The following is a 20810-nucleotide window of genomic DNA, read 5'->3' on the forward strand; positions in this document are numbered from 1 at the left end:
ATGGCAGTAACGCTCAAGGACGTGGCCGAAAGGGCCGGAGTCTCGCGTTCCGCTGTCTCACGTACCTTTACCGAAGGGGCATCAGTGTCCCCGAAAACCCGCAAAAAGATTGAAAAAGCAGCAGCCGATTTGGGCTATAGTCCAAACGCGCTGGCGTCGTCTTTGACCACGGGCCGCACCAAGATGATCGGGCTGGTGTCTAACAACTTTCACAACCCGATTTTTCTAGAGGTTTTCGACCTGTTCACACGCGGGTTGCAGGAACGCGGATTGCGGCCTTTGCTGGTGAACTTGACCGATGAAATCGATGCCGAGAACTCTGCACGGTTGCTGCGGCAATATTCGGTCGATGGCGTGATCGTCGCGTCCTCGACCTTGCCTGCGTCCTTTGCCGATACGTTCCGCAAAGCGGGCGTGCCCGTGGTGCATTCGTTCGGACGCCACACAGACACGCCCAGCGTGAATGTCATTGGAATCAACAACATATCTGCAGGCCAACTGGCCGCGCAAACGCTGGTCGCTCGTGGCTACAAACGGGTCGGGTTTTTGGGCGGTCCACGGTCAGCCACATCCACACAGGACCGCGAAAAAGGCTTTGTCACCGAACTCGCCGATAACCACCCCGACATGATCGTGACGACGAGCGCCGCGAGCGCCTATTCATTCGAGGCAGGCCGCGCCGAAATGCAACGTCTACTGGCGGCTGGCACGCCCGCAGAGGCGTATTTCTGCGGTGATGACGTGCTGTCGATTGGGGCATTGTCCGCGATTGCTGATGCGGGCCTCAAAGTGCCTGAGCACATTGGGATTATCGGCCTGAACGACATGGAAATGGCGAGTTGGGCGAATATTAATCTGACGACAATTCATAACCCGATCAAAGACATCATAGCCAAATCCATCGACCTCGTCGCGGCGATGATCGCAGACAATACGCTGACGCCAAAGGCACATATGTTTGATTGCTCTGTCATTGAACGCGGCACACTGCGCCCGCTGCCATAAGGCGAAACCGTGCCGATGTGATTATTGACCGTTGATTTGGCAATACGGATCGGGCCAAACAGGTGCAAACAAACTGATAAGGCCCTAACATGTTGAAAACACGTATCCTTGCCACCGTAGCAATCACAGCCCTGTCCGCAGGATCAGCCATGGCGTGCACCGTTGAAGATGTGCAAGCCAAACAAGGCGCATTGATCGAAGCGGTTCAAACCTTGATGGCCGTTAACCCGGACAAGGCCCAAGAAATCGTCGCACAAATGCAGGTCGAACTAGAAGCTGCGGCCGCAGCAGATGATGAAGAAGCTGTCTGTGAGATGATGGATCGCTTGACAGCCGAAGCTGCGGGCTGACGCATTTTCGCGAAAATGCGATTGGGGGCCAGCCCCCAAACCCCCGGGATTTGGAAAAAGTCAAGGAAGCAAGAAGGCCTGCGAGTGATCGCAGGCCTTTGTTTTTTAACGGAACATTGGCGGGCGGGCGTCGAGCCATTTGCCATCCGCCTTGCCGGATTCCGCGACAGCGACGACGGCGGCCATTGACCGAAGGCCGTCTTCGGCACGTGGATAGAGGTTTGCGGCAGGGTCCATCACGCGACCATCTTTGCGCGCGCCGATGGCTTCGGCGAGATCTTTGTAGATGTTCGCAAAGGCCAATGGCATCCCTTCGGCGTGTCCGATGGTGACGCGGCTGGTGCGATCTGCTTCTGGGGACAGGTTTGCTTCTCCCCGTTCAATGATCTGCAGTCGTTCACCAAGAGGCATATAAAACAACTGGTTAGGCTGTTCTTGTGACCAGCGTAGACCACCCGTTTCCCCAAAGACTTGGATGCCCAAGCCGTGTTGACGACCGATTGCGATGGAGCTGGTCCAGAGACGCCCAACGGCACCGCCGTCCATGCGGAAGTTGACCATTGCGTCGTCTTCTAGCGTCCGCACGGGGATCGCAGAGACGATGTCAGCTGACAATTTGGTGACTTCTTGGCCCGTGACAAAGGACGCCATGTGCATCGCGTGGATGCCGCAATCGGCGAACTGCGCAGACACGCCAGCTTGGGCCGGATCGTAGCGCCAGCGCACCCGTGGATTGTCCGCATCGGTTGCATCAGCGTGATGCCCGTGCGCGAATTCAGCGTTCACGACACGGACCTTGCCAATGTCGCCGCGTGCGATCATTGCTTTCATGTGCCGCACGAGCGAATAGCCGCTGTAGCCGTAGTTCACCGCACAGATGTTACCCGTCTTTTTGGCAATCTCTACAATGGCTTCGCCTTCTTCGACGGTCATTGTCATCGGCTTTTCGCACAGCACGTTGAACCCGCCTTCGAGAAAAGCTTTGGTGATTTCAAAATGGGTCGAATTGGGCGTCGCAACGGTCACAAGGTCCACTTTGTCGTCGCGCTTTTGCTCGGCGGCGAGCATCTCTTCCCAGCCGCCATAGGCGCGATTACCGAGCCCCATGCGTTGACCGTAATCGATGCCATACTCTGGGCGGTGATCCAGCGCGCCAGCCGCAAATTCGAACAGCCCGTCGAGGCCAGAACCGAGGCGGTGTGCGGGTCCGATCTGACTGCCTTCACCGCCGCCGATCATGCCCCATTTGAGTTTTGTCATTTGTCTATTCCTTACCAAAAATCAGCGTGTGACTCGCGTGCACTGCTGTTGCAGCCATCAAAAGCCGATAGATTCGAGATATTTACGGTTTGCTTCTGCATCTTCGAGCGGCGTGCCGGGCATGGATGGATCGCAATCTTGTTCGACCGTGCACCAACCGCTGAAGTTGTTGTCCACCAAGACTTGCCGCACTGCCGGAAAATCGACGTCGCCTTGACCGAGGTTACAGAAAATGCCCTGACCGCAGGCTTTGTAAAAGTCGGTCCGGTTTTTCACAACGTCAGCTTTGACCGCAGGATCGATGTCTTTGAAGTGCATGTAGCTGATGCGGTTGATGTGTTTTTTCATGAAGGCGACAGGATCGAAACCAGCATAAGAATGGTGGCCCGTGTCAAAGCAAATCTTAAGAATGCTTTCATCTACTTCGGCTAGAAGGCGTTCGAGTTCTGGTTCAAAGTCAATAAAGCCGCCAGCGTGTGCATGGATACCAACGGTGAGCCCGTATTCTTCGGTGCCCATTTTCGCGATGGCCGCTATCCGGTCGCGGAAGGCGGCCCATTCAGCGTCATCCATTTGTTCGGCTTCATCGGCCCGGCCAGCAGTCGGGGCGCGGCGCGGTGAGATACTGTCGATCAGAACCAGATGCTTTGCGCCATGTGCTTTCAACGCTTCGCAGGACCGCTTTGCCGCATCTAGGATCGTGTCCCACTTGTCGGCGTCGTGGAACGGCTGGAACACAACGCCGCCGATGATCGACAGATCACGTTCAGCGAGGGCTGGCGCGAGGACTGCCGGATCTTCAGGCATGTAGCCGATTGGGCCAAGTTCGATCCCTTTGTAACCAGCGCCTGCGCATTGGTCCAAAACCGACTGCCATGTCGGGTACGCCGGATCAGATGGAAATTCGATGCCCCAAGAACAGGGCGCGTTACCGATTCGTATGGTCATGGAAGTGCTTTCTTTAGAAATCATTGACGTTGAGCCATGTCTTTGCCTGCGATGAGGCATGCGACGCGGCTACGATTTGATTGACCTCCATCCCGTCACGGAATGTGGGCCAGATGTTTTGTCCGGTGTGGATTGCGGTCAGGAAATCCTTGGCTTCAATAATGATCTGGTCTTGGTAACCAGTTCCGTGACCCGGCCCGAGGCAGAAGGATTTGTAGTCGGGGTGCGCTGGACCTGTCAGTATTTTAGTGAACCCGCGCTGCGCATCGGGGCCTTCCATCTTGTAGAGATGAACCGCGTTCTGGTCTTCGCCATCGAAATAAATAGCACCTTTGGTGCCTGTGATTTCATATTTGTAACCCATTTTGCGACCTGTCGCCGTGCGGCTCGCAAAGATGCTGCCCAAGACGCCAGAGGCGAACCGGCACATGATTTGCGCCTGATCGTCATTGGTCACATCACCACCGGGACGTGTGTGAATGACAGTTTCAACTTCGGCGATCAGCTTTTCAATTGGCCCCATCAAACGCAACGCACAATTGATCGGATGCGGCGACAAATCACCCATGCAGCCGTTTGCGACACCGTGACTGCGCCACGTTGCTGGCTCTTGCGGATCGGCCATGAAGTCTTCGGTATGTTCTCCGCGAAAATTAGTGATTTCGCCGATTTCACCAGCATCCAGCAATTGCTTTACAAATTGGCTGGCGGGGGTGCGTATGTAGTTGAAACCGCTCATGCTTATCGCACCCGCAGCTTCGGCTGCGGCGACCATTGCGCGGCTATCCGCAACATCACGCCCGAGCGGTTTTTCGCAAAAAACGGGCTTGCCCAATGTGAATGCCAATTCGGCAATATCGCGGTGCGTATCTTGGGGTGAGGCGATGACAATTGCCTCTACCTTTTCGTCGGTGACTAGCGCCTTCCAGTCGGACGTAGCCCGTTGAAAACCATAAGCATTTCTGTACTTTTCCGCCGAGGCATCATTGGTTGCGCACACCATCTCAAGTCGCGGTCGCAATGCCGTGTCGAACAGCGCCCCCACAGCAGAATGCGCGACAGCATGCGCTTTGCCCATGTAGCCGCCGCCCACAATTCCAATTCCAATTTGTTTCATATTGCCTCCCTCTCAAAAACGGTTTGCAACCGGTTGCAAAATGAGTAACCTAAGAATCGAATTACCGTCAATGGGCGAAACGCATGACTATCGAAAACAAAACTGTGACACTCACCACGGCCCAAGCGATCATTCGCTGGCTGGCCGCGCAATACATCGAAATCGACGGGGTCGAGACCCGTGTATGTGGTGGAGGTTTTGGCATTTTCGGCCACGGCAACGTCACATGTTTGGGCGAGGCGCTGTATAATCACCGCGACGAACTGCCCGTGTATCGTGGGCAAAATGAACAGGGCATGGGCTTTGCTGCGGCGGCATATGCAAAGTATCATTTGCGGCGTCGGTTCATGTTTGCCTCGGCGTCTGCGGGACCAGGCACGGCGAATTTGCTGACCTCTGCGGCGCTGGCCCATGCGAACCGTTTGCCGATGTTGTTGTTGTGCGGCGATGCGTTTCTGACGCGTTTGCCCGATCCGGTTTTGCAGCAACTAGAGCATTTCGGAAACCCGACGTTGGGTGTGAATGATGCGTTCAAAGCTGTGTCGCGGTTCTGGGACCGAATCACGCATCCGGCACAGGTCATGAATTCACTGCCAGCCGCGTTGAACACGATGCTAGATCCGGCAGACTGCGGGCCCGCGTTTATTGGTTTGCCGCAGGATGTGCAGGGCTGGACCTATGACTATCCGGAAGCGTTTTTCGAAAAGCGCGTCCACCGCATTCGCCGCCAAGCCCCTGATATGGAGGAAGTTATCGACGCGGTTGCACTGCTGAAAACAGCCAAGCGCCCGATGATTATCGCCGGTGGTGGCGTGCAGTATTCCGGTGCGGTCGCTGAACTGACCGCCTTTGCGGATGCAACGGGAATTCCCGTGGTTGAGACGATTGCAGGTCGTGCGAATATGACAAACGACCATCCGCTGAACTGTGGTCCGATTGGGGTCACTGGATCGGATTCGGCAAATACCATCGCCGAAAAGGCTGATGTGATTTTGGCGGTCGGGACACGTTTGCAGGATTTCACGACAGGATCGTGGACCGCATTTGCGCATGACGCCAAGATTGTTGGCATTAACGTCGGCCGACATGATGCCGCGAAACATATGTCGCTGACCGTCGTCGGGGATGCTGCGATTTGTTTGGCGTCGATGGATACCGACTACAAAGCGCCCACAGACTGGACCGCCTTTGCGCAAGAAGAGCGGGCCAAGTGGGACGCCTATGTTGCCGAGAACTGCAAACCTGGCAATCGCCCGAATTCCTATGCCCAAGCGATTGGCGTTGTGAACGATCTGATGGACCCACGTGACCGCGTTGTTGCGGCGGCTGGCGGCTTGCCTGCCGAGGTGACAGCGAACTGGAAAACGCTGGATATCGGGACTGTCGACGTTGAATTCGGCTTTTCCTGCATGGGCTACGAGATCGCTGGCGGCTGGGGTGCGCGGATCGCGCAGGCCGAGAAAGAGCCGGATGCGGATACTGTGATCTTCACAGGTGACGGGTCGTATATGCTGATGAACTCGGACATCTATTCTGCGGTTCTGACAGGTAAAAAACTAATCATCTGCGTGCTGGATAACGGTGGCTTTGCGGTGATTAACAAACTGCAAAACAACACTGGCAACGAGAGCTTTAACAACCTGATCGCGGATACGCCGACTGCTGTGAACCAAGTGGGCGTGGACTTTGAGGCACATGCGCGCGCCATGGGTGCGAACGCGGAAACCGTGTCCAACCCTGCTGAATTGGGCGAAGCGTTCAAACGCGCAAAGGCCGCGACGAACACATCGGTGATCGTGATGAACGTCGATCCCTACGAGGGCTGGACGACCGAAGGTCACGCATGGTGGGAAGTCGGCACGCCGCACATCACCACGTCCGACAAGGTTCGCGAAAAGCATATCGAGCAAGAAGCCGATCGTCATAAACAGCGCAAAGGTCTCTGATATGGATGTGTTCGGCGGGATCAAAAAGAACAACTTTGTTGTGGTTGGGCGCGTGGGCTTGGACTTGTTTCCGACTGAGGTCGGCATCGGGATCGAAGAGGCCACCGCGTTCACCAAAGACATGGGCGGATCATCGGCGAATATCGCTGCCGGTATCGTGAAACTGGGCGGTCAGGCTGCGCTGGTCACGTCTGTGTCGGACGACGCGGTTGGCCGGACCTGCCGGACAATGTTGCGCGACACATACGGCGTTGATGATACCTATGTAACGACAGTGGGCGGCGAAGCACGCAATTCGCTAGCCTTGTACGAATCGCGCATCAAGGGGCACCAATCGGTGATCTATCGCAACGGGGCTGCCGACTTTGAAATGACCGATGCGGACGTGCAAGCGGTTGATTACACACGCTTTGGCGCGTTGGTCACGGCTGGCACAGTATTTGCGGCAGAACCATCACGCACCGCTGCATTCAAGGCGTTTCAACTGGCACACGAGGCCGGATTGCCGATCATCTTTGACGTGGATTACCGGCCCTACAGTTGGCCAAGCCCGCAAGTCGCGGCGGATGTTCTGTCGCGTGCAGGCGCTATGTCAGATGTGATCATCGGCAATGACGAAGAGTTCGGGTTCATGGCGGGCGGGATCGAAAAGGGTCTTGATAAGGCCCGCGATCTGGCCGCCTCAACCGCCACAATCGTCGTCTACAAAATGGGTGAACGTGGCGCTGTCACGATCACCAAAGACGGGGAATTGCGCACTGGCATCTACAACGTCACGGCGCTGAAACCGACGGGGGCTGGTGACAGTTTCATGGCGGGCATGCTGTCGTCCATCGCCGATGGCTACGATTTGGAAGACGCCGTTTTGCGCGGCTCTGCCTGTGCGGCCATCGTGGTCGGCAAACCAGGCTGTGCGCCCGCGATGCCCTACCCTGCTGAATTAACTGAATTTTTGAACACACATCCGGGGCCTTCATCCCCGAGAACCGAAGGATAACCCATGCATATCGCCCCGTTTGACAACCAGAACAAACCTATCGTCGACATTGACGATGCGACAGTGCCGCTGAACTATTTCAACATCGTAAAGTTGAAAAAAGGACAGGCGTTTGAATACATGGTGCCGGGCTATGAAACCTGCATCGTGCCTGCGACCGGCACGATTGACGTTGACGTCGAAGGCTTCAAATGCGCGGGCCTTGGGCTGCGTGTGGTCGATGTGTGGGACGGCGAACCCGAAGGTGTTTACGTGCCAACAGGTGCAAAAACCACGATGGTCTGCACCAGCGACGAGGCCGAAGTGTTCATCGCAGGTGCGCGTTACGACAAAGTGTTGGATGCGTTTGCAGTCCGCGCGGATGAGTTGGACAAAGTGCAATACGGCTCTGACGACACAAAAACCCATCGCAAAATCAAACACATCCTTGGCACAAAATATCACGACAAAGTGGGCCGCCTTTTGGTGTCCGAATTGTTCACAGTTGGGCAAGGCGGCTGGTCAGGTTTTCCATCACACAAGCACGACACGGACCGTCTGCCGATTGAAACGCGCCACGACGAGACCTACAATTTCCGCTTCAAACCGAACCACGGCTCTGGCGTGCAAATGCTACAACGCGAAGACGGCAAGTCAGGCGAAGCGTATCATATCGTAGATGGATCAACGATCTGTCTCGATTCTGGCTACCACCCCTGCGCGGTTCTGCCCGGCTACGAGATGTATTACTTCACGATCCTTGGCGGCCTGTCGCAGCGCAGCCTCGTGCAGTTCTTCCAACCGACACATGCGTATCAAGTCGAAACCATTCCCGGCATCAAAGATATGATCGCAAAGTTCAAATAGGCCACGCCGTTCCGGCTTCTTTGGCTCTCTTAAATCCCCGCCGGAGGCATCGAATTTTCGCGAAAATTCGTACGATTTTTCTAGAAAAATCGGTGCCACCGCACATGTTTCGCATAAGGATCAACTATGCCTCTCGTCACCTTAAAAGACGTACTGCAACCCGCCCTCAAAAAAGGCTACGCGGTTGGCGGACTTGTCACCCTAGGTTGGGAAGATATGCGTGCCTATGTCGCTGCCGCAGAAACCCTTGGCTGTCCGCTGATCCTACAAGCGGGTCCTGGGTGCCGCGAACACACACCGCTGCCGATTTTGGGCAAGATGTTCCGTCATTTGGCTGAGGCTGCGTCGGTCCCCGTCGTCGCCCATCTGGATCATGGTTACACCTATGACGATTGCTCAGAAGCGTTGGATAGCGGTTTCACCTCGTTGATGTATGACGGGTCGCGCAAGCCATTACGGGACAATATTGCCGAGACCAAGATGATCGCCGATATGGCCCATGCTGCGGGAATTTCTTGCGAGGGCGAGATTGGTTTTGTTGGTTACGACAATGGCGAGGCGTCGGCTGGCACTGACCCGCAAGAGGCCGCGATTTTTGCTGGTGAAACTGGCGTTGATGCGATGGCTGTGTCTGTTGGCAACGTGCATTTGCAGCAGGATAAATCCGGCGGGCTTGATCTGGAACGGATCAAAGCGATTGAGGCTGTGACCACAGTTCCGCTGGTTATTCACGGTGGATCGGGCGTTCCTGTTGAGCAGCGCACGCTGCTCGCCACCACGTCAAACGTGTGCAAATTTAACATCGGAACCGAATTACGCATGGCCTTCGGTGCTGCGTTGCGCAATGCTGTAAACGCCGATCCTGACAGGTTCGACCGTAATACGATCCTTAAAGAAACCCATGACCCCGTACAGGCCGCAGCCGAAACCGTTTTACGCGCCTTTGCTGCCCCTCAATTGAAAGGCTAATGCTATGATCCGAATTGCACTTCTTGGCGCTGGCCGTATTGGTCAGGTTCATGCCCGCACCATTCGCGGAATGGACAATGCGACTGTGACCGCCGTGTCCGATTTCTTTCCTGAAACGGCTGAAAAGCTGGCAAAGACGCTGGGCGCAGAGGTCCGTGATAACGACACGATTATGGCGTCCGATGACGTCGATGCGGTTGTTGTCGGCACGCCCACCGATACCCATTTTGACCTGATTATGGCCGCTGCCAAGGCTGGCAAAGCGATCTTTTGCGAAAAGCCCGTGGATATGTCCGCTGACCGTATTCGCGAATTGATCGCCGTTGTCGAAAAGGCTGGCGTGCCGTTTATGACTGCGTTTAACCGCCGCTTTGATCCGAGCTTTGCCAATGTGCAGTCACGCATCAGTGCTGGCGAAGTTGGCGATGTCGAGATGGTGACGATCCTGTCCCGCGACCCTACCCCGCCGCCGCTGTCTTATGTGAAATCGTCGGGCGGCATCTTTCGCGACATGATGATTCACGATCTGGATATGGCGCGGTTCTTGCTGGGTGAAGACCCGATTGAAGTCGTCGCTTATGGCTCTGCGTTGGTTGATCCTGCGATTGGCGACGCGGGTGATGTGGATACTGCCGGTGTGATGTTGAAAACGGCATCGGGCAAAATTTGCCAGATCAGCAACTCGCGCCGCGCGACATATGGCTACGATCAACGGATCGAAGTGCATGGCGCAAAAGGAATGCTGCGGGCGGAAAATCATCTGGAAAACACCGTCGAGGTCGCAACTGAAGCGGGCTATCGCCGCGCGCCGACGCTGAATTTCTTTCTTGAGAGATACGAGAGCGCGTATCGTCGCGAGATGGAGCATTTCGTTGCTTGCCTGAACGACGGCACGGCGGTTACTCCGACGATCCATGACGGATTAAAGGCGCAGATGCTCGCGGATGCGGCTACAGTGAGCTGTCAAACGGGCAAACCTGTCGCGGTATAAGGTGATTTGAGGGGTCGCGGTTACGATTCCTCAAATTCGTCTAAAATCGAACACATTCACCGCGTGTTATCTGTCCAAAGATTTCACAAACAAAGGGCGCGTCCCGTTTGACGTGTTGACCGGTGTATTATGTCCGCGATGCCACAACCGATTGATAATTACAGCAACGACAAGCCTGATGATCCGGGCTTGCCGGATGGTGTGTCCCTGCTGAATGGTGAGTTCGAGATCACGGGGCGCATCAGTCACGGCGGTTTTGGTATTACCTATCTCGCCAAGGACGTTGGCCTGAACCGCACCGTGGTGATCAAAGAATGCTTCCCCGAAGCGTTTTGCAATCGACGTAGCAACAGTAGCGTCATGGTCCGATCGTCCAGCCACGAGGATCAGTATCGGTCAATTGTGGAAATGTTCATGCGCGAGGCGCGTAGCATTGCCAAAATGCGGCACCCTAATATCGTCGCTGTTCACCGTGTTTTTGAGGACAATCACACCGCTTACATGGCGCTGGACCTGATCGAGGGTGACGATCTGAAAGAGATCATCGACGACGAAGATCGCAACCTGACGCCGACCCAGATCAAGGACATTTTGTTCAAGATTTTGGACGCGATCGAGTTGGTTCACGCCCATGATTTGCTGCACCGTGATATTTCGCCGGATAATATCTTGTTGGATAAATGGGGCAATCCGGTCCTGATCGACTTTGGTGCTGCACGCGAAGAGGCCAGCAAAAAGACCCGCACGGTGTCTACTGTGATGATCGTCAAAGACGGGTATTCGCCGCAGGAATTCTACTTTGCAGGCGGCAACCAGAACGCCAGCAGTGACCTTTATGCGTTGGCTGCGACGTTCTACCACCTGATTTCCGGTCAGGCCCCGACAAACAGCCAGACACGTGTGTCTGAAATTGCGATGGGCAATGCTGATCCGTGTATGCCGCTGTCGGGGTCGTTCCCTGATTATGACGACACGTTTCTTGCCGCTATCGACAAAGCAATGCGCGTCGCCCCGAAAGATCGAATCCAATCTGCACGTGCGTGGATCGAGATGATCGACCCGCATAATACGCATGTCGAAGATTACGAACGCCCTGTGGTGAACGAAAGCCTAGGGATGACGTTAACCAGTCTTGTTGCCCAGACGAACAACGATTTGCTGACGATTCCGCCCACGGCATTGAAGAAAACGCCGTTGGAGATGCTGCAAGAAAACACCGCAGTTGATGTGGCCGACTGGATCAAGGAATTCAACGAAGAGACCAAAAATAGCGGTGGTGACCGCCCGATCGAGCTGGATGATGCACCGAAATTCAGCGGTCGATTTGGTCGTCAAAAGACGATCCCGCCGATGTCCGCGATTCCGCGCGATCCTGACTTTGACATGGACGAGCCGGAAAAAGTTGCAAAGCGGTTTAACTTTAAACTCGTTGGCGCGGTTCTGGGTCTGCTTGGTGGTTGTTACCTCGCGTTGAGCAATCCACAGATGGTTCTAGGGCTGATGGGGCTTTAGGCCGATCTAAACTGGCATCGCCGTGGTGTTGCGCACGGTCCGCAATGCAAACGACGACTGCATTTGCGCGACGCCCGGAAGGGTCGCGAGATAGCGGCGGTGAATGCGGGCGAAATCTTCGGTGTCGCCCGCCACGACTTTGAGCAGATAATCCGCCGTGCCCGCCATCAGGTGACATTCCAGCACGTCCGGGATCAGCGCGATTGCTTTTTCGAACGCATCCAGCACCTCGTCTGCCTGCCCTGATAGCGTGATTTCCACAAAAACTGTCGTGGGCCGTCCGACCTTGCGCGAATCCAAAAGGGCGACGTAGTCTCGGATAAACCCGTCTTTTTCCAAGCGTTGCACACGCCTATGACACGCCGAGGCGGACAGGTTTACCATTTCTGAGAGTTCGGCGTTGGACATGCGACCGGTCTTTTGAAGCACTTCGAGGATTCGTCGATCGATCTGGTCAATATCCACTGGGCGCACGATCCTTCGTTAAAACATGGTAAACACGCGCATTTTTACGGGTGATCACGCTAACAAGCAATGATTTTACAGCAGCAATTGCGCGAAATCAGGCAGACTATCAGACTATAGAGAAGGAGAATCACTATGCACATCGGTTGCCCTAAAGAGATTAAGCCTCAGGAATTTCGCGTCGGTTTGACGCCGAACGCCGCCCATGAAGCGGTTGTTCACGGCCACACGGTCACTGTCGAAGAAGGGGCCGGCATTGGCGCGGGCTTTACTGACGCTGATTATACCGACGCTGGTGCGCAGATTGCGGGCACGGCTGCAGAGGTGTTCGCGGCTGCCGACATGATCGTGAAGGTGAAAGAACCGCAACCTGTCGAACGCAAAATGCTGCGCGAAGGGCAAATTCTGTTCACCTACCTTCACCTTGCCCCTGACCCCGAGCAGACCAAAGACCTGATCGCGTCCGGTGCGACCTGCATCGCGTATGAGACTGTCACCGATGATCGCGGCGGTTTGCCATTGCTGGCCCCGATGTCCGAGGTCGCAGGTCGTCTGGCCCCGCAAGTTGGCGCGTGGACTTTGCAAAAAGCGAACGGCGGACGCGGTGTGCTGATGGGTGGCGTGCCCGGTGTTGGCCCTGCCCGTGTTGTGGTGATTGGCGGCGGTGTTGTTGGCACGCAAGCGGCCAAGATCGCCGCAGGTATGGGTGCGGATGTGACGGTGCTGGACCGTTCGTTGGCGCGGCTCAGCTATCTGGACGATGTGTTTGGTCCGACATTCAAGACGTCATACGCGAGTGCAGGCAACCTGATTGATCTGGTCCGCGAGGCTGACATGGTGATCGGTGCTGTGCTGGTGCCGGGTGCGGCAGCCCCCAAGCTGATTTCACGGGTGCAACTGTCCGAGATGAAGCAGGGTGCTGTGCTTGTGGATGTGGCGATTGATCAGGGCGGGTGTTTCGAGACGTCAAAGGCCACGACCCACCAAGATCCGATCTACGAGGTCGATGGGATCATGCATTATTGCGTTGCAAACATGCCGGGTGCTGTGGCGCGCACGTCGACCATCGCGCTAGGGAACGCGACAATGCCGTTTATGTTGGCGCTGGCCGATAAGGGGTGGCGTCAGGCCTGTGAAGACGATCCGCATCTGCTGAACGGGTTGAATGTTCACGCGGGCAAGCTGACCTACTTTGCTGTGGGCAAGGCGCTGGGCATCGACGTTTTGTCGCCGCAGCTAGCCCTCAAAGCTTAAACGCAAAAGGCCCGCAACATATGTGCGGGCCTTATCGTATCGCGGTAAAGCGACGCTTATTTCTTCAGCTGAACCAAGATTTCGGCAAGCAGTTCTTCTTGTGTTGGGCCAGCAGGTGCTGCTGGAGCCTCAACAGGCGCTGGGCCCTTTGCTTTGTTCACGGCTTTCACAAGCATGAACACGACGAACGCGATAATCAGGAAGTTGATGATTGCCATGATAAAGCGACCGTATGCGAACACCGCGCTGCCAGCTTCATCGGCTGCTGCGATTGTTGTGTAATCACCACCGCCCAAGTTCACGAACATGTTCGAGAAATCAACGCCGCCAGTGAACAGGCTGATGATTGGATTGATCAGGTCGCCCACAAGCGATGTGACAATCGCCGTAAATGCTGCACCGATGATGATACCAACAGCCATGTCCATGACATTGCCTTTGGCGATAAAATCTTTGAATTCGTTGATCATTGTAGTCCCCACATTTGAATCACAAGCGCGGCTGATCTAATGTCAATTGCGCGCTTGCGCACACCTGTAGAGTAAAAACACAATAACGCTATGGGTTTTATTCAGGGGTGTTCCCCCTAAATGTAACAGATAGCGCAAATAAATAAGGACTTGTGTGATGGCAGACCTCTCTGATTTTCCGATTACGACCCGATGGACCCCGACCGACCCGAACGTGATCCAGCTGTTTTCGTTCCCGACGCCCAACGGTGTTAAGATTTCCATCGCACTAGAGGAAATGGGTCTGCGCTACGAGCCGCACTTGGTCACGCTTTCGGATACAGATGTCAGAAGTCCCGAGTTTTTGTCACTGAACCCGAACAACAAAATCCCTGCGATTATTGATCCCAATGGTCCAAACGGCCCGATTGGATTGTGGGAAAGCGGTGCGATTCTGCTGTATCTGGGCGAAAAATCCGGCAAGTTCATTGGATCGAATGCCGCCGATAAGGCCGAGATTACCAAATGGCTGATGTTCCAGATGGGTGGACTTGGGCCGATGTTTGGTCAAATGGGTTTTTATTATAAATTCGCTGGCAAAGATATCGAAGACCCGCGGCCCCGTAACAAGTACCGTGATGAATCCAAACGCCTACTAGCGGTGCTGGATGGTGCGTTAGAGGGCAAAGACTGGATCGCGGGCGATTATTCCATCGCGGATATGGCGATTGCACCTTGGCTGAATGCCTTGAGTTACTACGGCACACGGGACGCCGTTGAATTTGAAAAACTCAAAAACGTCCCGGTCTATTTGGACCGTTTCCTTGCGCGTCCAGCAGTTACACGCGGACTTAACATCCCGCCGCGCCCTGCTGCTTAGGACGGTAGTTTGCCAGAGGCGACATATTCCAGGATTTGAACAACCTGCTGCGGCGTTTCCACGACGGCAAGCGCCGCAGCATCAACTTCTTTCAACGCATGCTGGTGATCTGCGCCGTGCATCACGATCAGCGATTTACCAAGCGCTGCAGCCATGCCTGCATCAAACGCCGCGTTCCACTGCTTGTATACCTCGCCAAAGCGGACAACAACGATGTCAGCGTTTTCAATGCCATGGCGGGTGCGGATCGCGTTCAGCTTAGAGCCTTTGTGATCGTGCCAAAACTTATTAGGCTCCGCGCCCATGATCGCCACACCACAATCATCGGATGCCGCGTGATCCGTTACAGGCGCCTCAAAGGTCATATCCAACGACCCAGCACCTGCGATAATTTCATCGCGCCAATCCGTATGAATTTCGCCTGACAAATAGACCTTCATCGCAACATTCCTTGTTTCTTTGACTCTCTCTAAATCCCCGCCGGAGGCATCGATTTTTCTAGAAAAATCGTTAACCGCGCAAGGTTCCGCCCGTGGCTTTGGTTACTTTTTCCACGATCTTCGCGGCGACCGCTTCGATCTCTTTGTCTTTCAGGGTGGCCTCGACGGGTTGCAAACGCACCGTCACAGCAAGCGATTTTTTGCCCTCGCCCAGCGAACCACCGATGAATTCGTCAAAGACGCGCACGTCGGTGATCAACGCTTTGTCAGCACCTGCGGCTGCGTTTACCAAGGTTAACGCTTCGACTTCTGCATCGACGACGAAAGCAAAGTCGCGCTCTACCGCTTGCAAATCTGTCGACTTCAGCGCGGGGCGTGTCGCTGATTTTTTCTTCGGCACTGGCACGTCTTCTGGATAGATCACAAAGCCGACTGCCGGACCTTTGACGTTCATCTCGCGCAGGATTTTCGGGTGGATTTCACCAAACACTCCCAGAACCTTTTTCGGCCCAAGGCAAATCCGACCGTGACGCCCCGGATGCCACCAGCCTTCGCCGCCACGCAAGATTTGCACTTTGGCGGGCGCACCAATCGCGGACAGCACCGCTTCGGCGTCGGCTTTGGCGTCATAGACATCAACCTCACGGGATTCGCCCAACACGTCTTTTGGTCCGGTCCGCCCGATCAGGATGCCCGCAACCTGCAAGTGCTGTTCGCCCGGCTCGCCGCCTTGGAAGGCATGTCCGATCTCGAACAATGCCATGTCCGCGAAACCGCGTGCTTGGTTGCGTGCTGCTGCCCGTAACAGACCCGGCAAAAGACCGGGGCGCATGTGGGACATATCGCTGGAGATCGGGTTTTCGAGCATGGTCGCGTCGTCACCGCCGCCGAACAAGCTGGCCGCTTGTTTGTCGATGAACGCGTAGCTGATGCATTCGTTATATCCCAATGCCGCCGCTGTGCGCCGTGCTGCGGAAGATCGCATTTGCATCGGTGTCAGCACAGGTTTCGGCACGCCTGCGATACGCGGCAATGGTTTGCCTTGCAGTTTGGTCAGGGAGGCGATCCGTGCGACCTCTTCGACCAGATCGGCTTCGCCTTGCACGTCGGGACGCCATGACGGCACATGCGCCATGTCGCCTTCGAGGCGGAAACCGAGGGCGGTCAAGGTCTGGCGCTGTGTGCTTTCGGGGATGTCCATGCCGACGAGCGAGATCACCCGTTTCGCGTCCAGTTTATAGGCCCGCGACACGTCTGGGACTGCGCCCGCAACGATCATTTGCGAGGCTTCGCCGCCAGCGTTATCGACGATCATGCGCACAGCATGCTCTAGCCCTTCGGGTGTGAAGGACGGGTCGATGCCGCGCTCGAAGCGGTAGCGCGCGTCGGAATTAATCTTGAGCGCACGGCCCGCGTAGGCGATTTGCACCGGATCCCAATAGGCGGATTCGACGATCACATTGGTCGTCTCGGCCGTGCAGCCTGTGTCGAGACCGCCCATAATGCCAGCGATGCTTTGCACGCCGTTATCGTCGGAAATAACCATCTGGCCCGCTTGCAGCGTGTATTCTTTGTCATCCAGTGCTGTCAGCGTTTCACCGCCAGCCGCACGATGGACCTTCAAATTTCCGGCCACTTTATCCGCGTCAAAGACGTGCAAGGGGCGGTTCAGATCGTGGGTGAAAAAGTTCGTCACATCGACAAGGAAGGAAATCGGACGCAAGCCAATCGCCCGCAGCAGGTCTTGCAACCATGCTGGCGACGGGCCGTTTTTCACGCCTTTGATCAGGCGGCCTGTGAACACAGGACAGCCGTCGCGCGTGTCGTCGTCGATGGAAATGGACAGGTCAGTGTCAAACGCGGCAGGGATGACTTCAACCTCGCGCGGTTTCATTTTGCCCAAGCCACGCGCCGCCAAATCACGCGCGATGCCACGCACGCCTAGCGCGTCCGGGCGGTTAGGCGTGATCGCGATTTCGATCACTGGGTCAACTTTGGACGGGTCATGCGCAGCCAACCAATCGGTGTAGGTCTGGCCCACGTCGCCCGATGGCAGTTCGATGATGCCGTCGTGCTCTTCGGACAGTTCCATCTCTTTTTCGGAACACATCATGCCGAAGCTTTCAACGCCCCGAATTTTGCCAACGCCGATGGTGATATCAAGACCCGGCACATAGGTGCCTGGCGATGCGATGACGACGGTGATGCCTTCACGTGCGTTGGGTGCGCCGCAGATGATTTGCGTTGGCCCGTTCTTGGTGGCTACCTGACAGATTTTCAGCTTGTCCGCATCGGGATGTTTTTCCGCGCTTTCGACGTAGCCGATTGTGAAGGCTGACAGCTTTTCGATGGGGTTTTCGATGCCTTCGACCTCTAGGCCGAGGTCGGTCAACGCCTCTGCGATGTCCGCTACAGAAGCGTCAGTGTCGAGGTGTGATTTCAGCCATGAGAGCGTGAATTTCATAAGGGTCGTCCGTGCATCAGGTGTGTTGCATTTGTCCTAACCCAAAGCCGCGCGAGGGGGAAGTGCGGGAGCCTGCGGCGCGAGTTGTTTTGGGCGAAATGAAGGGGGGCTACAGCGCCCGACCATCGAGGTCTTCGACGAGTTCGAATTCCTCGAAAATCAAAAGCATTTCGGGGTCGTAGCCGCCGTTGCGTTTGAAGAATGCTTTGTGGTCTTTGCGCCAGCCGACGAGGGCGTCGTTTTCGCCTTCTTTCAGGGCGAGTTCTTCTGGGACGTCGCAGAACCGGATTTCGTGGACGGCTGTGGTGCGGATCACGAGGGCGGGTGTGCCGTCCCAGTTGGCCGCGATGTCGCAGCGTCCGACGACAGGCATGGCCTCTGGTTCGTCAGCAAAGTCACTGGCCGCGCCACAGGTCGCGGTTTTACGGCCCTTGCGGACAAGCTGGATCAGGCGTTCGCACATTTCAGCGGAGTCGCCGAATTGGAAGGTGCCAGCGCCGGGGTATGTGTTTTGGAGTTCTTCGGTTTCAGCCATTAGGGACGTCCTTTGGATGCGAGACAGGAGGGCCGCGCACGGACCTCGGGGAGGTTATCGGAAGCGCGATTTTCTTGATAATATATTGAACGGGTGCAATTGGCGAGGCGTTGCGTAAAGCGCCCCCCATGGGGGAGGTCCGGGCGCTGCCCGGCGGGAGATCAGATTGTCTTTATAGACTCTAAAACGTCCAATTCCCGCATTTCGATTTCAAATAGTTTTCTTTGTTGTTTTTTAATGTAGGCCCAACGCGCAGCAGCTACGATCAGAACAACAATACCGGCGCTGTTACCAACGTGCGAATCGGGAAAGAACATCAACAAAAGTATGGGGATCAAAGCAAATCCACCGGCTTTCATTCCCTCTTCTTCAGCGGAAACATTTTCGAACTTAGCTAAATCAGGTCGAAGCTCCTTGGCCCTGATCTTTGCCAATTTCATATTATTTGCAGTTACTTTGAAGTCACTCACCTACTCAAACCACCATCCAATGTTGGTACGTCAAGCGATCTAAATCCGTAGTGCCGCAGCCAACGCAGGTCGCTGTCAAAGAACGCGCGCAGGTCGGGGATGCCGTATTTGAGCATGGCGATGCGGTCGATGCCGACGCCGAAGGCGAAGCCTTGGTAGACGGATGGATCGACGCCTGCTGCTGTCAGCACTTTGGGGTGCACCATGCCTGAGCCGAGAATTTCGAGCCAGTCGTCGCCTTCACCGACTTTCAGCGTGCCGCCTTCCCATGAACAGCGGATGTCGACCTCGGCTGAGGGTTCCGTGAACGGGAAGTGGCTGGCGCGGAAACGGAGTTCGACGTCGTCAACTTCAAAGAACGCCTTAACGAATTCTTCAAGAACCCACTTTAGGTTCGCCATTGAAATGTCTTTGTCGATGGCGAGGCCTTCGACTTGGTTAAACATAGGCGTGTGCGTTTGGTCGTAGTCGGCGCGGTAGACGCGGCCCGGACAGATGATGCGGATCGGTGCGCCGTTTGCTTCGAGGGACCGGATTTGCACGGGCGATGTGTGTGTGCGCAGAACGTGCGGCGGGCGGTTGTCGCCTTCGGCGCGGTGCGTGTAGAACGTGTCCATCTCGGCCCGTGCAGGATGGTGGCCGGGGATGTTCAGCGCGTCAAAGTTGTACCAGTCGGATTCGATCTGGGGGCCTTCAGCGACGGCAAAGCCCATGTCAGCGAAAATTGCGGTAACTTCGTCGGTGACTTGGGAAATCGGGTGGATCGTGCCAGCCGGACGATTGCGCGAGGGCAGCGTCACGTCGAGCCATTCGGACCGCAGGCGTTCATCGAGCGCTGCATCTTGCAGGCCGGATTTTTTCGCGACCAAGGCGCTGTTGATCTCGTCTTTCAGCGCATTCAACGCAGGGCCCGCTGTTTTGCGTTCCTCTGGCGTCATTTTGCCCAGTTCGCGCATCTGCAAAGAAATCTCGCCCTTTTTGCCAAGCGCCTGCACGCGCAGGTCTTCGAGAGAGTTTTCGTCGCCAGCATCGGCAATCAGGGTCAGGTATTTGGATTTGAGATCGTCCATGGCGCGCCTCTTGAATGGGTTGATGCGGTGTTAGTGAATGGGGGGCGCGGTTGCAAGCATTGGTCTGGCAGGGTCGCGGGTCCGCATAGCGCTGTTACGAACGCAAAAGGGCCGCCCCAATGGACGGCCCTTTCGTATTCTAAACGACGAGAGGCTTAAGCAGCCAATGCGTCTTTTGCTTTGCCGACGATTGTCGCAAATGCATCTGGTTCGTTGACTGCCAAGTCAGCCAGAACCTTGCGGTCGACTTCGATGCCAGCCAGAACGAGGCCATTGATGAACTTGGAATAGTTCAGTGTTTCGTCGATTGACCGTACACCAGCGTTGATCCGTTGGATCCACAACGCGCGGAAATTCCGCTTGCGGTTGTGCCGGTCGCGAGTAGCGTACTGGTTTGCTTTTTCGACGGCCTGTTTCGCGACTTTGAAAGTCTTGGAACGACGGTCATAATAACCTTTGGCAGCGTCGAGAACTTTTTTGTGACGACGATGTGTGACTGTACCACCTTTAACGCGCATATCTCAATTCCCTCTAAATTAACGTGCGTAAGGCATCATTGATTTAACGATACCTTCATCAGCTTTGCTCAATGTGGTTGTGCCACGAGCGTTACGAAGGAACTTGTTTGAGCGTTTGATCATGCCGTGTTGCTTGCCCGCTTGGGCTGCTACGACACGGCCAGATGCCGTCGTCTTGAACCGCTTTTTGCAGCTCGATTTTGTCTTCATCTTAGGCATTTCCGTCTCCTCTTGAGTTCGGTGAACGCACGACTCGGCATGCCAGATAGGCCGGTCGCACGGGTGGAAGCGCTTCATTAGGTCTGGGAGGCGCGAAAAGCAAGC

At 55.6% G+C, this 20810-nt stretch carries 22 protein-coding genes; 10 read left to right on the top strand and 12 right to left on the bottom strand.

Going from position 1 to position 20810, the window contains the following annotated elements; genetic code table 11:
* Both FHS72_RS12835 and FHS72_RS12840 read left to right on the top strand, forming a co-directional pair.
* The gene (locus FHS72_RS12835) at positions 1-1005 is read left to right on the top strand and encodes a LacI family DNA-binding transcriptional regulator (RefSeq protein WP_183529754.1); all 1005 of its coding nucleotides are present in this window, start codon (positions 1-3) and stop codon (positions 1003-1005) included.
* A gap of 89 nt (positions 1006-1094) precedes the next feature.
* A complete protein-coding gene (locus tag FHS72_RS12840; RefSeq protein ID WP_183529756.1) occupies positions 1095-1355 on the top strand; it encodes a hypothetical protein in 261 nt (86 codons plus the stop codon).
* Positions 1356-1460: 105 nt separating this feature from the next.
* Here FHS72_RS12840 and FHS72_RS12845 read toward each other — a convergent pair whose 3' ends face one another.
* From FHS72_RS12845 to FHS72_RS12855, 3 genes are read right to left on the bottom strand one after another with little or no spacing between them, the layout of a single operon-like run.
* On the bottom strand, positions 1461-2615 hold the full coding sequence (locus tag FHS72_RS12845) for a Gfo/Idh/MocA family protein (protein WP_183529758.1): 1155 nt from the start codon (positions 2613-2615) through the stop codon (positions 1461-1463).
* 57 nt (positions 2616-2672) lie between these two features.
* Entirely contained in the window at positions 2673-3563 is an 891-nt protein-coding gene (locus tag FHS72_RS12850; protein WP_183529760.1) for a TIM barrel protein, read from the bottom strand.
* A 13-nt stretch (positions 3564-3576) separates the two neighbouring features.
* Positions 3577-4680, bottom strand: coding sequence for a Gfo/Idh/MocA family protein (locus tag FHS72_RS12855; RefSeq protein ID WP_183529762.1), 1104 nt, complete (start codon positions 4678-4680; stop codon positions 3577-3579).
* Positions 4681-4763: 83 nt separating this feature from the next.
* Between FHS72_RS12855 and iolD the strand changes: the two genes are divergently transcribed.
* From iolD to FHS72_RS12885, 6 genes are all read left to right on the top strand, one after another.
* On the top strand, positions 4764-6626 hold the full coding sequence (iolD, locus tag FHS72_RS12860) for a 3D-(3,5/4)-trihydroxycyclohexane-1,2-dione acylhydrolase (decyclizing) (RefSeq protein WP_183529764.1): 1863 nt from the start codon (positions 4764-4766) through the stop codon (positions 6624-6626).
* A gap of 1 nt (position 6627) precedes the next feature.
* On the top strand, positions 6628-7623 hold the full coding sequence (iolC, locus tag FHS72_RS12865) for a 5-dehydro-2-deoxygluconokinase (RefSeq protein ID WP_183529766.1): 996 nt from the start codon (positions 6628-6630) through the stop codon (positions 7621-7623).
* A 3-nt stretch (positions 7624-7626) separates the two neighbouring features.
* Positions 7627-8469 (top strand): 5-deoxy-glucuronate isomerase, encoded by an 843-nt coding sequence (locus FHS72_RS12870; RefSeq protein ID WP_183529768.1) that lies wholly within the window; start codon positions 7627-7629, stop codon positions 8467-8469.
* A 126-nt stretch (positions 8470-8595) separates the two neighbouring features.
* The gene (locus FHS72_RS12875) at positions 8596-9438 is read left to right on the top strand and encodes a class II fructose-bisphosphate aldolase (RefSeq protein WP_183529770.1); all 843 of its coding nucleotides are present in this window, start codon (positions 8596-8598) and stop codon (positions 9436-9438) included.
* Positions 9439-9442: 4 nt separating this feature from the next.
* Positions 9443-10429, top strand: a complete 987-nt coding sequence (iolG, locus tag FHS72_RS12880) for an inositol 2-dehydrogenase (RefSeq protein ID WP_183529772.1) — start codon at positions 9443-9445, stop codon at positions 10427-10429.
* Positions 10430-10558: 129 nt separating this feature from the next.
* Complete coding sequence (locus FHS72_RS12885) at positions 10559-11941, top strand: serine/threonine protein kinase (protein ID WP_183529774.1); 1383 nt, start codon at positions 10559-10561, stop codon at positions 11939-11941.
* 6 nt (positions 11942-11947) lie between these two features.
* Here the strand turns inward: FHS72_RS12885 and FHS72_RS12890 are convergent, their stop codons facing one another.
* Positions 11948-12406 carry an Lrp/AsnC ligand binding domain-containing protein gene (locus tag FHS72_RS12890; RefSeq protein ID WP_183529776.1) on the bottom strand — a complete coding sequence of 153 codons (459 nt, stop codon included), beginning with the start codon at positions 12404-12406 and terminating at the stop codon, positions 11948-11950.
* 135 nt (positions 12407-12541) lie between these two features.
* On the opposite strand from FHS72_RS12890, the gene ald reads away from it, so the two are divergent.
* A complete protein-coding gene (ald, locus tag FHS72_RS12895) occupies positions 12542-13660 on the top strand; it encodes an alanine dehydrogenase (RefSeq protein WP_183529778.1) in 1119 nt (372 codons plus the stop codon).
* Between the two features lie 56 nt (positions 13661-13716).
* Here the strand turns inward: ald and mscL are convergent, their stop codons facing one another.
* On the bottom strand, positions 13717-14130 hold the full coding sequence (mscL, locus tag FHS72_RS12900) for a large conductance mechanosensitive channel protein MscL (protein WP_183529780.1): 414 nt from the start codon (positions 14128-14130) through the stop codon (positions 13717-13719).
* A 157-nt stretch (positions 14131-14287) separates the two neighbouring features.
* Between mscL and FHS72_RS12905 the strand changes: the two genes are divergently transcribed.
* The gene (locus FHS72_RS12905; protein ID WP_183529782.1) at positions 14288-14989 is read left to right on the top strand and encodes a glutathione S-transferase family protein; all 702 of its coding nucleotides are present in this window, start codon (positions 14288-14290) and stop codon (positions 14987-14989) included.
* Here the strand turns inward: FHS72_RS12905 and FHS72_RS12910 are convergent.
* From FHS72_RS12910 to rpmI, 7 genes are all read right to left on the bottom strand, one after another.
* Positions 14986-15429 carry a YtoQ family protein gene (locus FHS72_RS12910; RefSeq protein ID WP_183529784.1) on the bottom strand — a complete coding sequence of 148 codons (444 nt, stop codon included), beginning with the start codon at positions 15427-15429 and terminating at the stop codon, positions 14986-14988. The genes FHS72_RS12905 and FHS72_RS12910 overlap by 4 nt on opposite strands.
* A 70-nt stretch (positions 15430-15499) precedes the next feature.
* On the bottom strand, positions 15500-17893 hold the full coding sequence (pheT, locus tag FHS72_RS12915) for a phenylalanine--tRNA ligase subunit beta (protein ID WP_183529786.1): 2394 nt from the start codon (positions 17891-17893) through the stop codon (positions 15500-15502).
* Between the two features lie 109 nt (positions 17894-18002).
* Positions 18003-18428 (bottom strand): ASCH domain-containing protein, encoded by a 426-nt coding sequence (locus FHS72_RS12920; protein ID WP_183529788.1) that lies wholly within the window; start codon positions 18426-18428, stop codon positions 18003-18005.
* Between the two features lie 161 nt (positions 18429-18589).
* Positions 18590-18898, bottom strand: coding sequence for a hypothetical protein (locus tag FHS72_RS12925; protein WP_183529790.1), 309 nt, complete (start codon positions 18896-18898; stop codon positions 18590-18592).
* A complete protein-coding gene (gene pheS, locus FHS72_RS12930; RefSeq protein WP_183529792.1) occupies positions 18895-19968 on the bottom strand; it encodes a phenylalanine--tRNA ligase subunit alpha in 1074 nt (357 codons plus the stop codon). Before pheS ends, FHS72_RS12925 begins: the two co-directional genes overlap by 4 nt.
* Positions 19969-20123: 155 nt before the next feature.
* Positions 20124-20486 carry a 50S ribosomal protein L20 gene (rplT, locus tag FHS72_RS12935; RefSeq protein ID WP_183529794.1) on the bottom strand — a complete coding sequence of 121 codons (363 nt, stop codon included), beginning with the start codon at positions 20484-20486 and terminating at the stop codon, positions 20124-20126.
* An 18-nt stretch (positions 20487-20504) separates the two neighbouring features.
* Complete coding sequence (gene rpmI / locus FHS72_RS12940) at positions 20505-20705, bottom strand: 50S ribosomal protein L35 (protein ID WP_183529796.1); 201 nt, start codon at positions 20703-20705, stop codon at positions 20505-20507.
* Positions 20706-20810 lie beyond the last annotated feature (105 nt).

Source organism: Yoonia ponticola (assembly GCF_014199395.1).
Taxonomy (GTDB): Bacteria; Pseudomonadota; Alphaproteobacteria; order Rhodobacterales; family Rhodobacteraceae; genus Yoonia; species Yoonia ponticola.

Bases quoted from the DNA above. Each gene is read 5' to 3' on its own strand.
- FHS72_RS12920 (WP_183529788.1), bottom strand. From the start codon at position 18,428: ATGGCTGAAACCGAAGAACTCCAAAACACATACCCCGGCGCTGGCACC.
- rpmI (WP_183529796.1), bottom strand. From the start codon at position 20,705: ATGCCTAAGATGAAGACAAAATCGAGCTGCAAAAAGCGGTTCAAGACG.
- FHS72_RS12840 (WP_183529756.1), top strand. From the start codon at position 1,095: ATGTTGAAAACACGTATCCTTGCCACCGTAGCAATCACAGCCCTGTCC.
- FHS72_RS12870 (WP_183529768.1), top strand. From the start codon at position 7,627: ATGCATATCGCCCCGTTTGACAACCAGAACAAACCTATCGTCGACATT.
- pheT (WP_183529786.1), bottom strand. From the start codon at position 17,893: ATGAAATTCACGCTCTCATGGCTGAAATCACACCTCGACACTGACGCT.
- ald (WP_183529778.1), top strand. From the start codon at position 12,542: ATGCACATCGGTTGCCCTAAAGAGATTAAGCCTCAGGAATTTCGCGTC.
- iolD (WP_183529764.1), top strand. From the start codon at position 4,764: ATGACTATCGAAAACAAAACTGTGACACTCACCACGGCCCAAGCGATC.
- FHS72_RS12875 (WP_183529770.1), top strand. From the start codon at position 8,596: ATGCCTCTCGTCACCTTAAAAGACGTACTGCAACCCGCCCTCAAAAAA.
- FHS72_RS12835 (WP_183529754.1), top strand. From the start codon at position 1: ATGGCAGTAACGCTCAAGGACGTGGCCGAAAGGGCCGGAGTCTCGCGT.
- iolC (WP_183529766.1), top strand. From the start codon at position 6,628: ATGGATGTGTTCGGCGGGATCAAAAAGAACAACTTTGTTGTGGTTGGG.
- FHS72_RS12910 (WP_183529784.1), bottom strand. From the start codon at position 15,429: ATGAAGGTCTATTTGTCAGGCGAAATTCATACGGATTGGCGCGATGAA.
- FHS72_RS12845 (WP_183529758.1), bottom strand. From the start codon at position 2,615: ATGACAAAACTCAAATGGGGCATGATCGGCGGCGGTGAAGGCAGTCAG.
- pheS (WP_183529792.1), bottom strand. From the start codon at position 19,968: ATGGACGATCTCAAATCCAAATACCTGACCCTGATTGCCGATGCTGGC.
- rplT (WP_183529794.1), bottom strand. From the start codon at position 20,486: ATGCGCGTTAAAGGTGGTACAGTCACACATCGTCGTCACAAAAAAGTT.
- iolG (WP_183529772.1), top strand. From the start codon at position 9,443: ATGATCCGAATTGCACTTCTTGGCGCTGGCCGTATTGGTCAGGTTCAT.
- FHS72_RS12850 (WP_183529760.1), bottom strand. From the start codon at position 3,563: ATGACCATACGAATCGGTAACGCGCCCTGTTCTTGGGGCATCGAATTT.
- FHS72_RS12885 (WP_183529774.1), top strand. From the start codon at position 10,559: ATGTCCGCGATGCCACAACCGATTGATAATTACAGCAACGACAAGCCT.
- FHS72_RS12855 (WP_183529762.1), bottom strand. From the start codon at position 4,680: ATGAAACAAATTGGAATTGGAATTGTGGGCGGCGGCTACATGGGCAAA.
- mscL (WP_183529780.1), bottom strand. From the start codon at position 14,130: ATGATCAACGAATTCAAAGATTTTATCGCCAAAGGCAATGTCATGGAC.
- FHS72_RS12905 (WP_183529782.1), top strand. From the start codon at position 14,288: ATGGCAGACCTCTCTGATTTTCCGATTACGACCCGATGGACCCCGACC.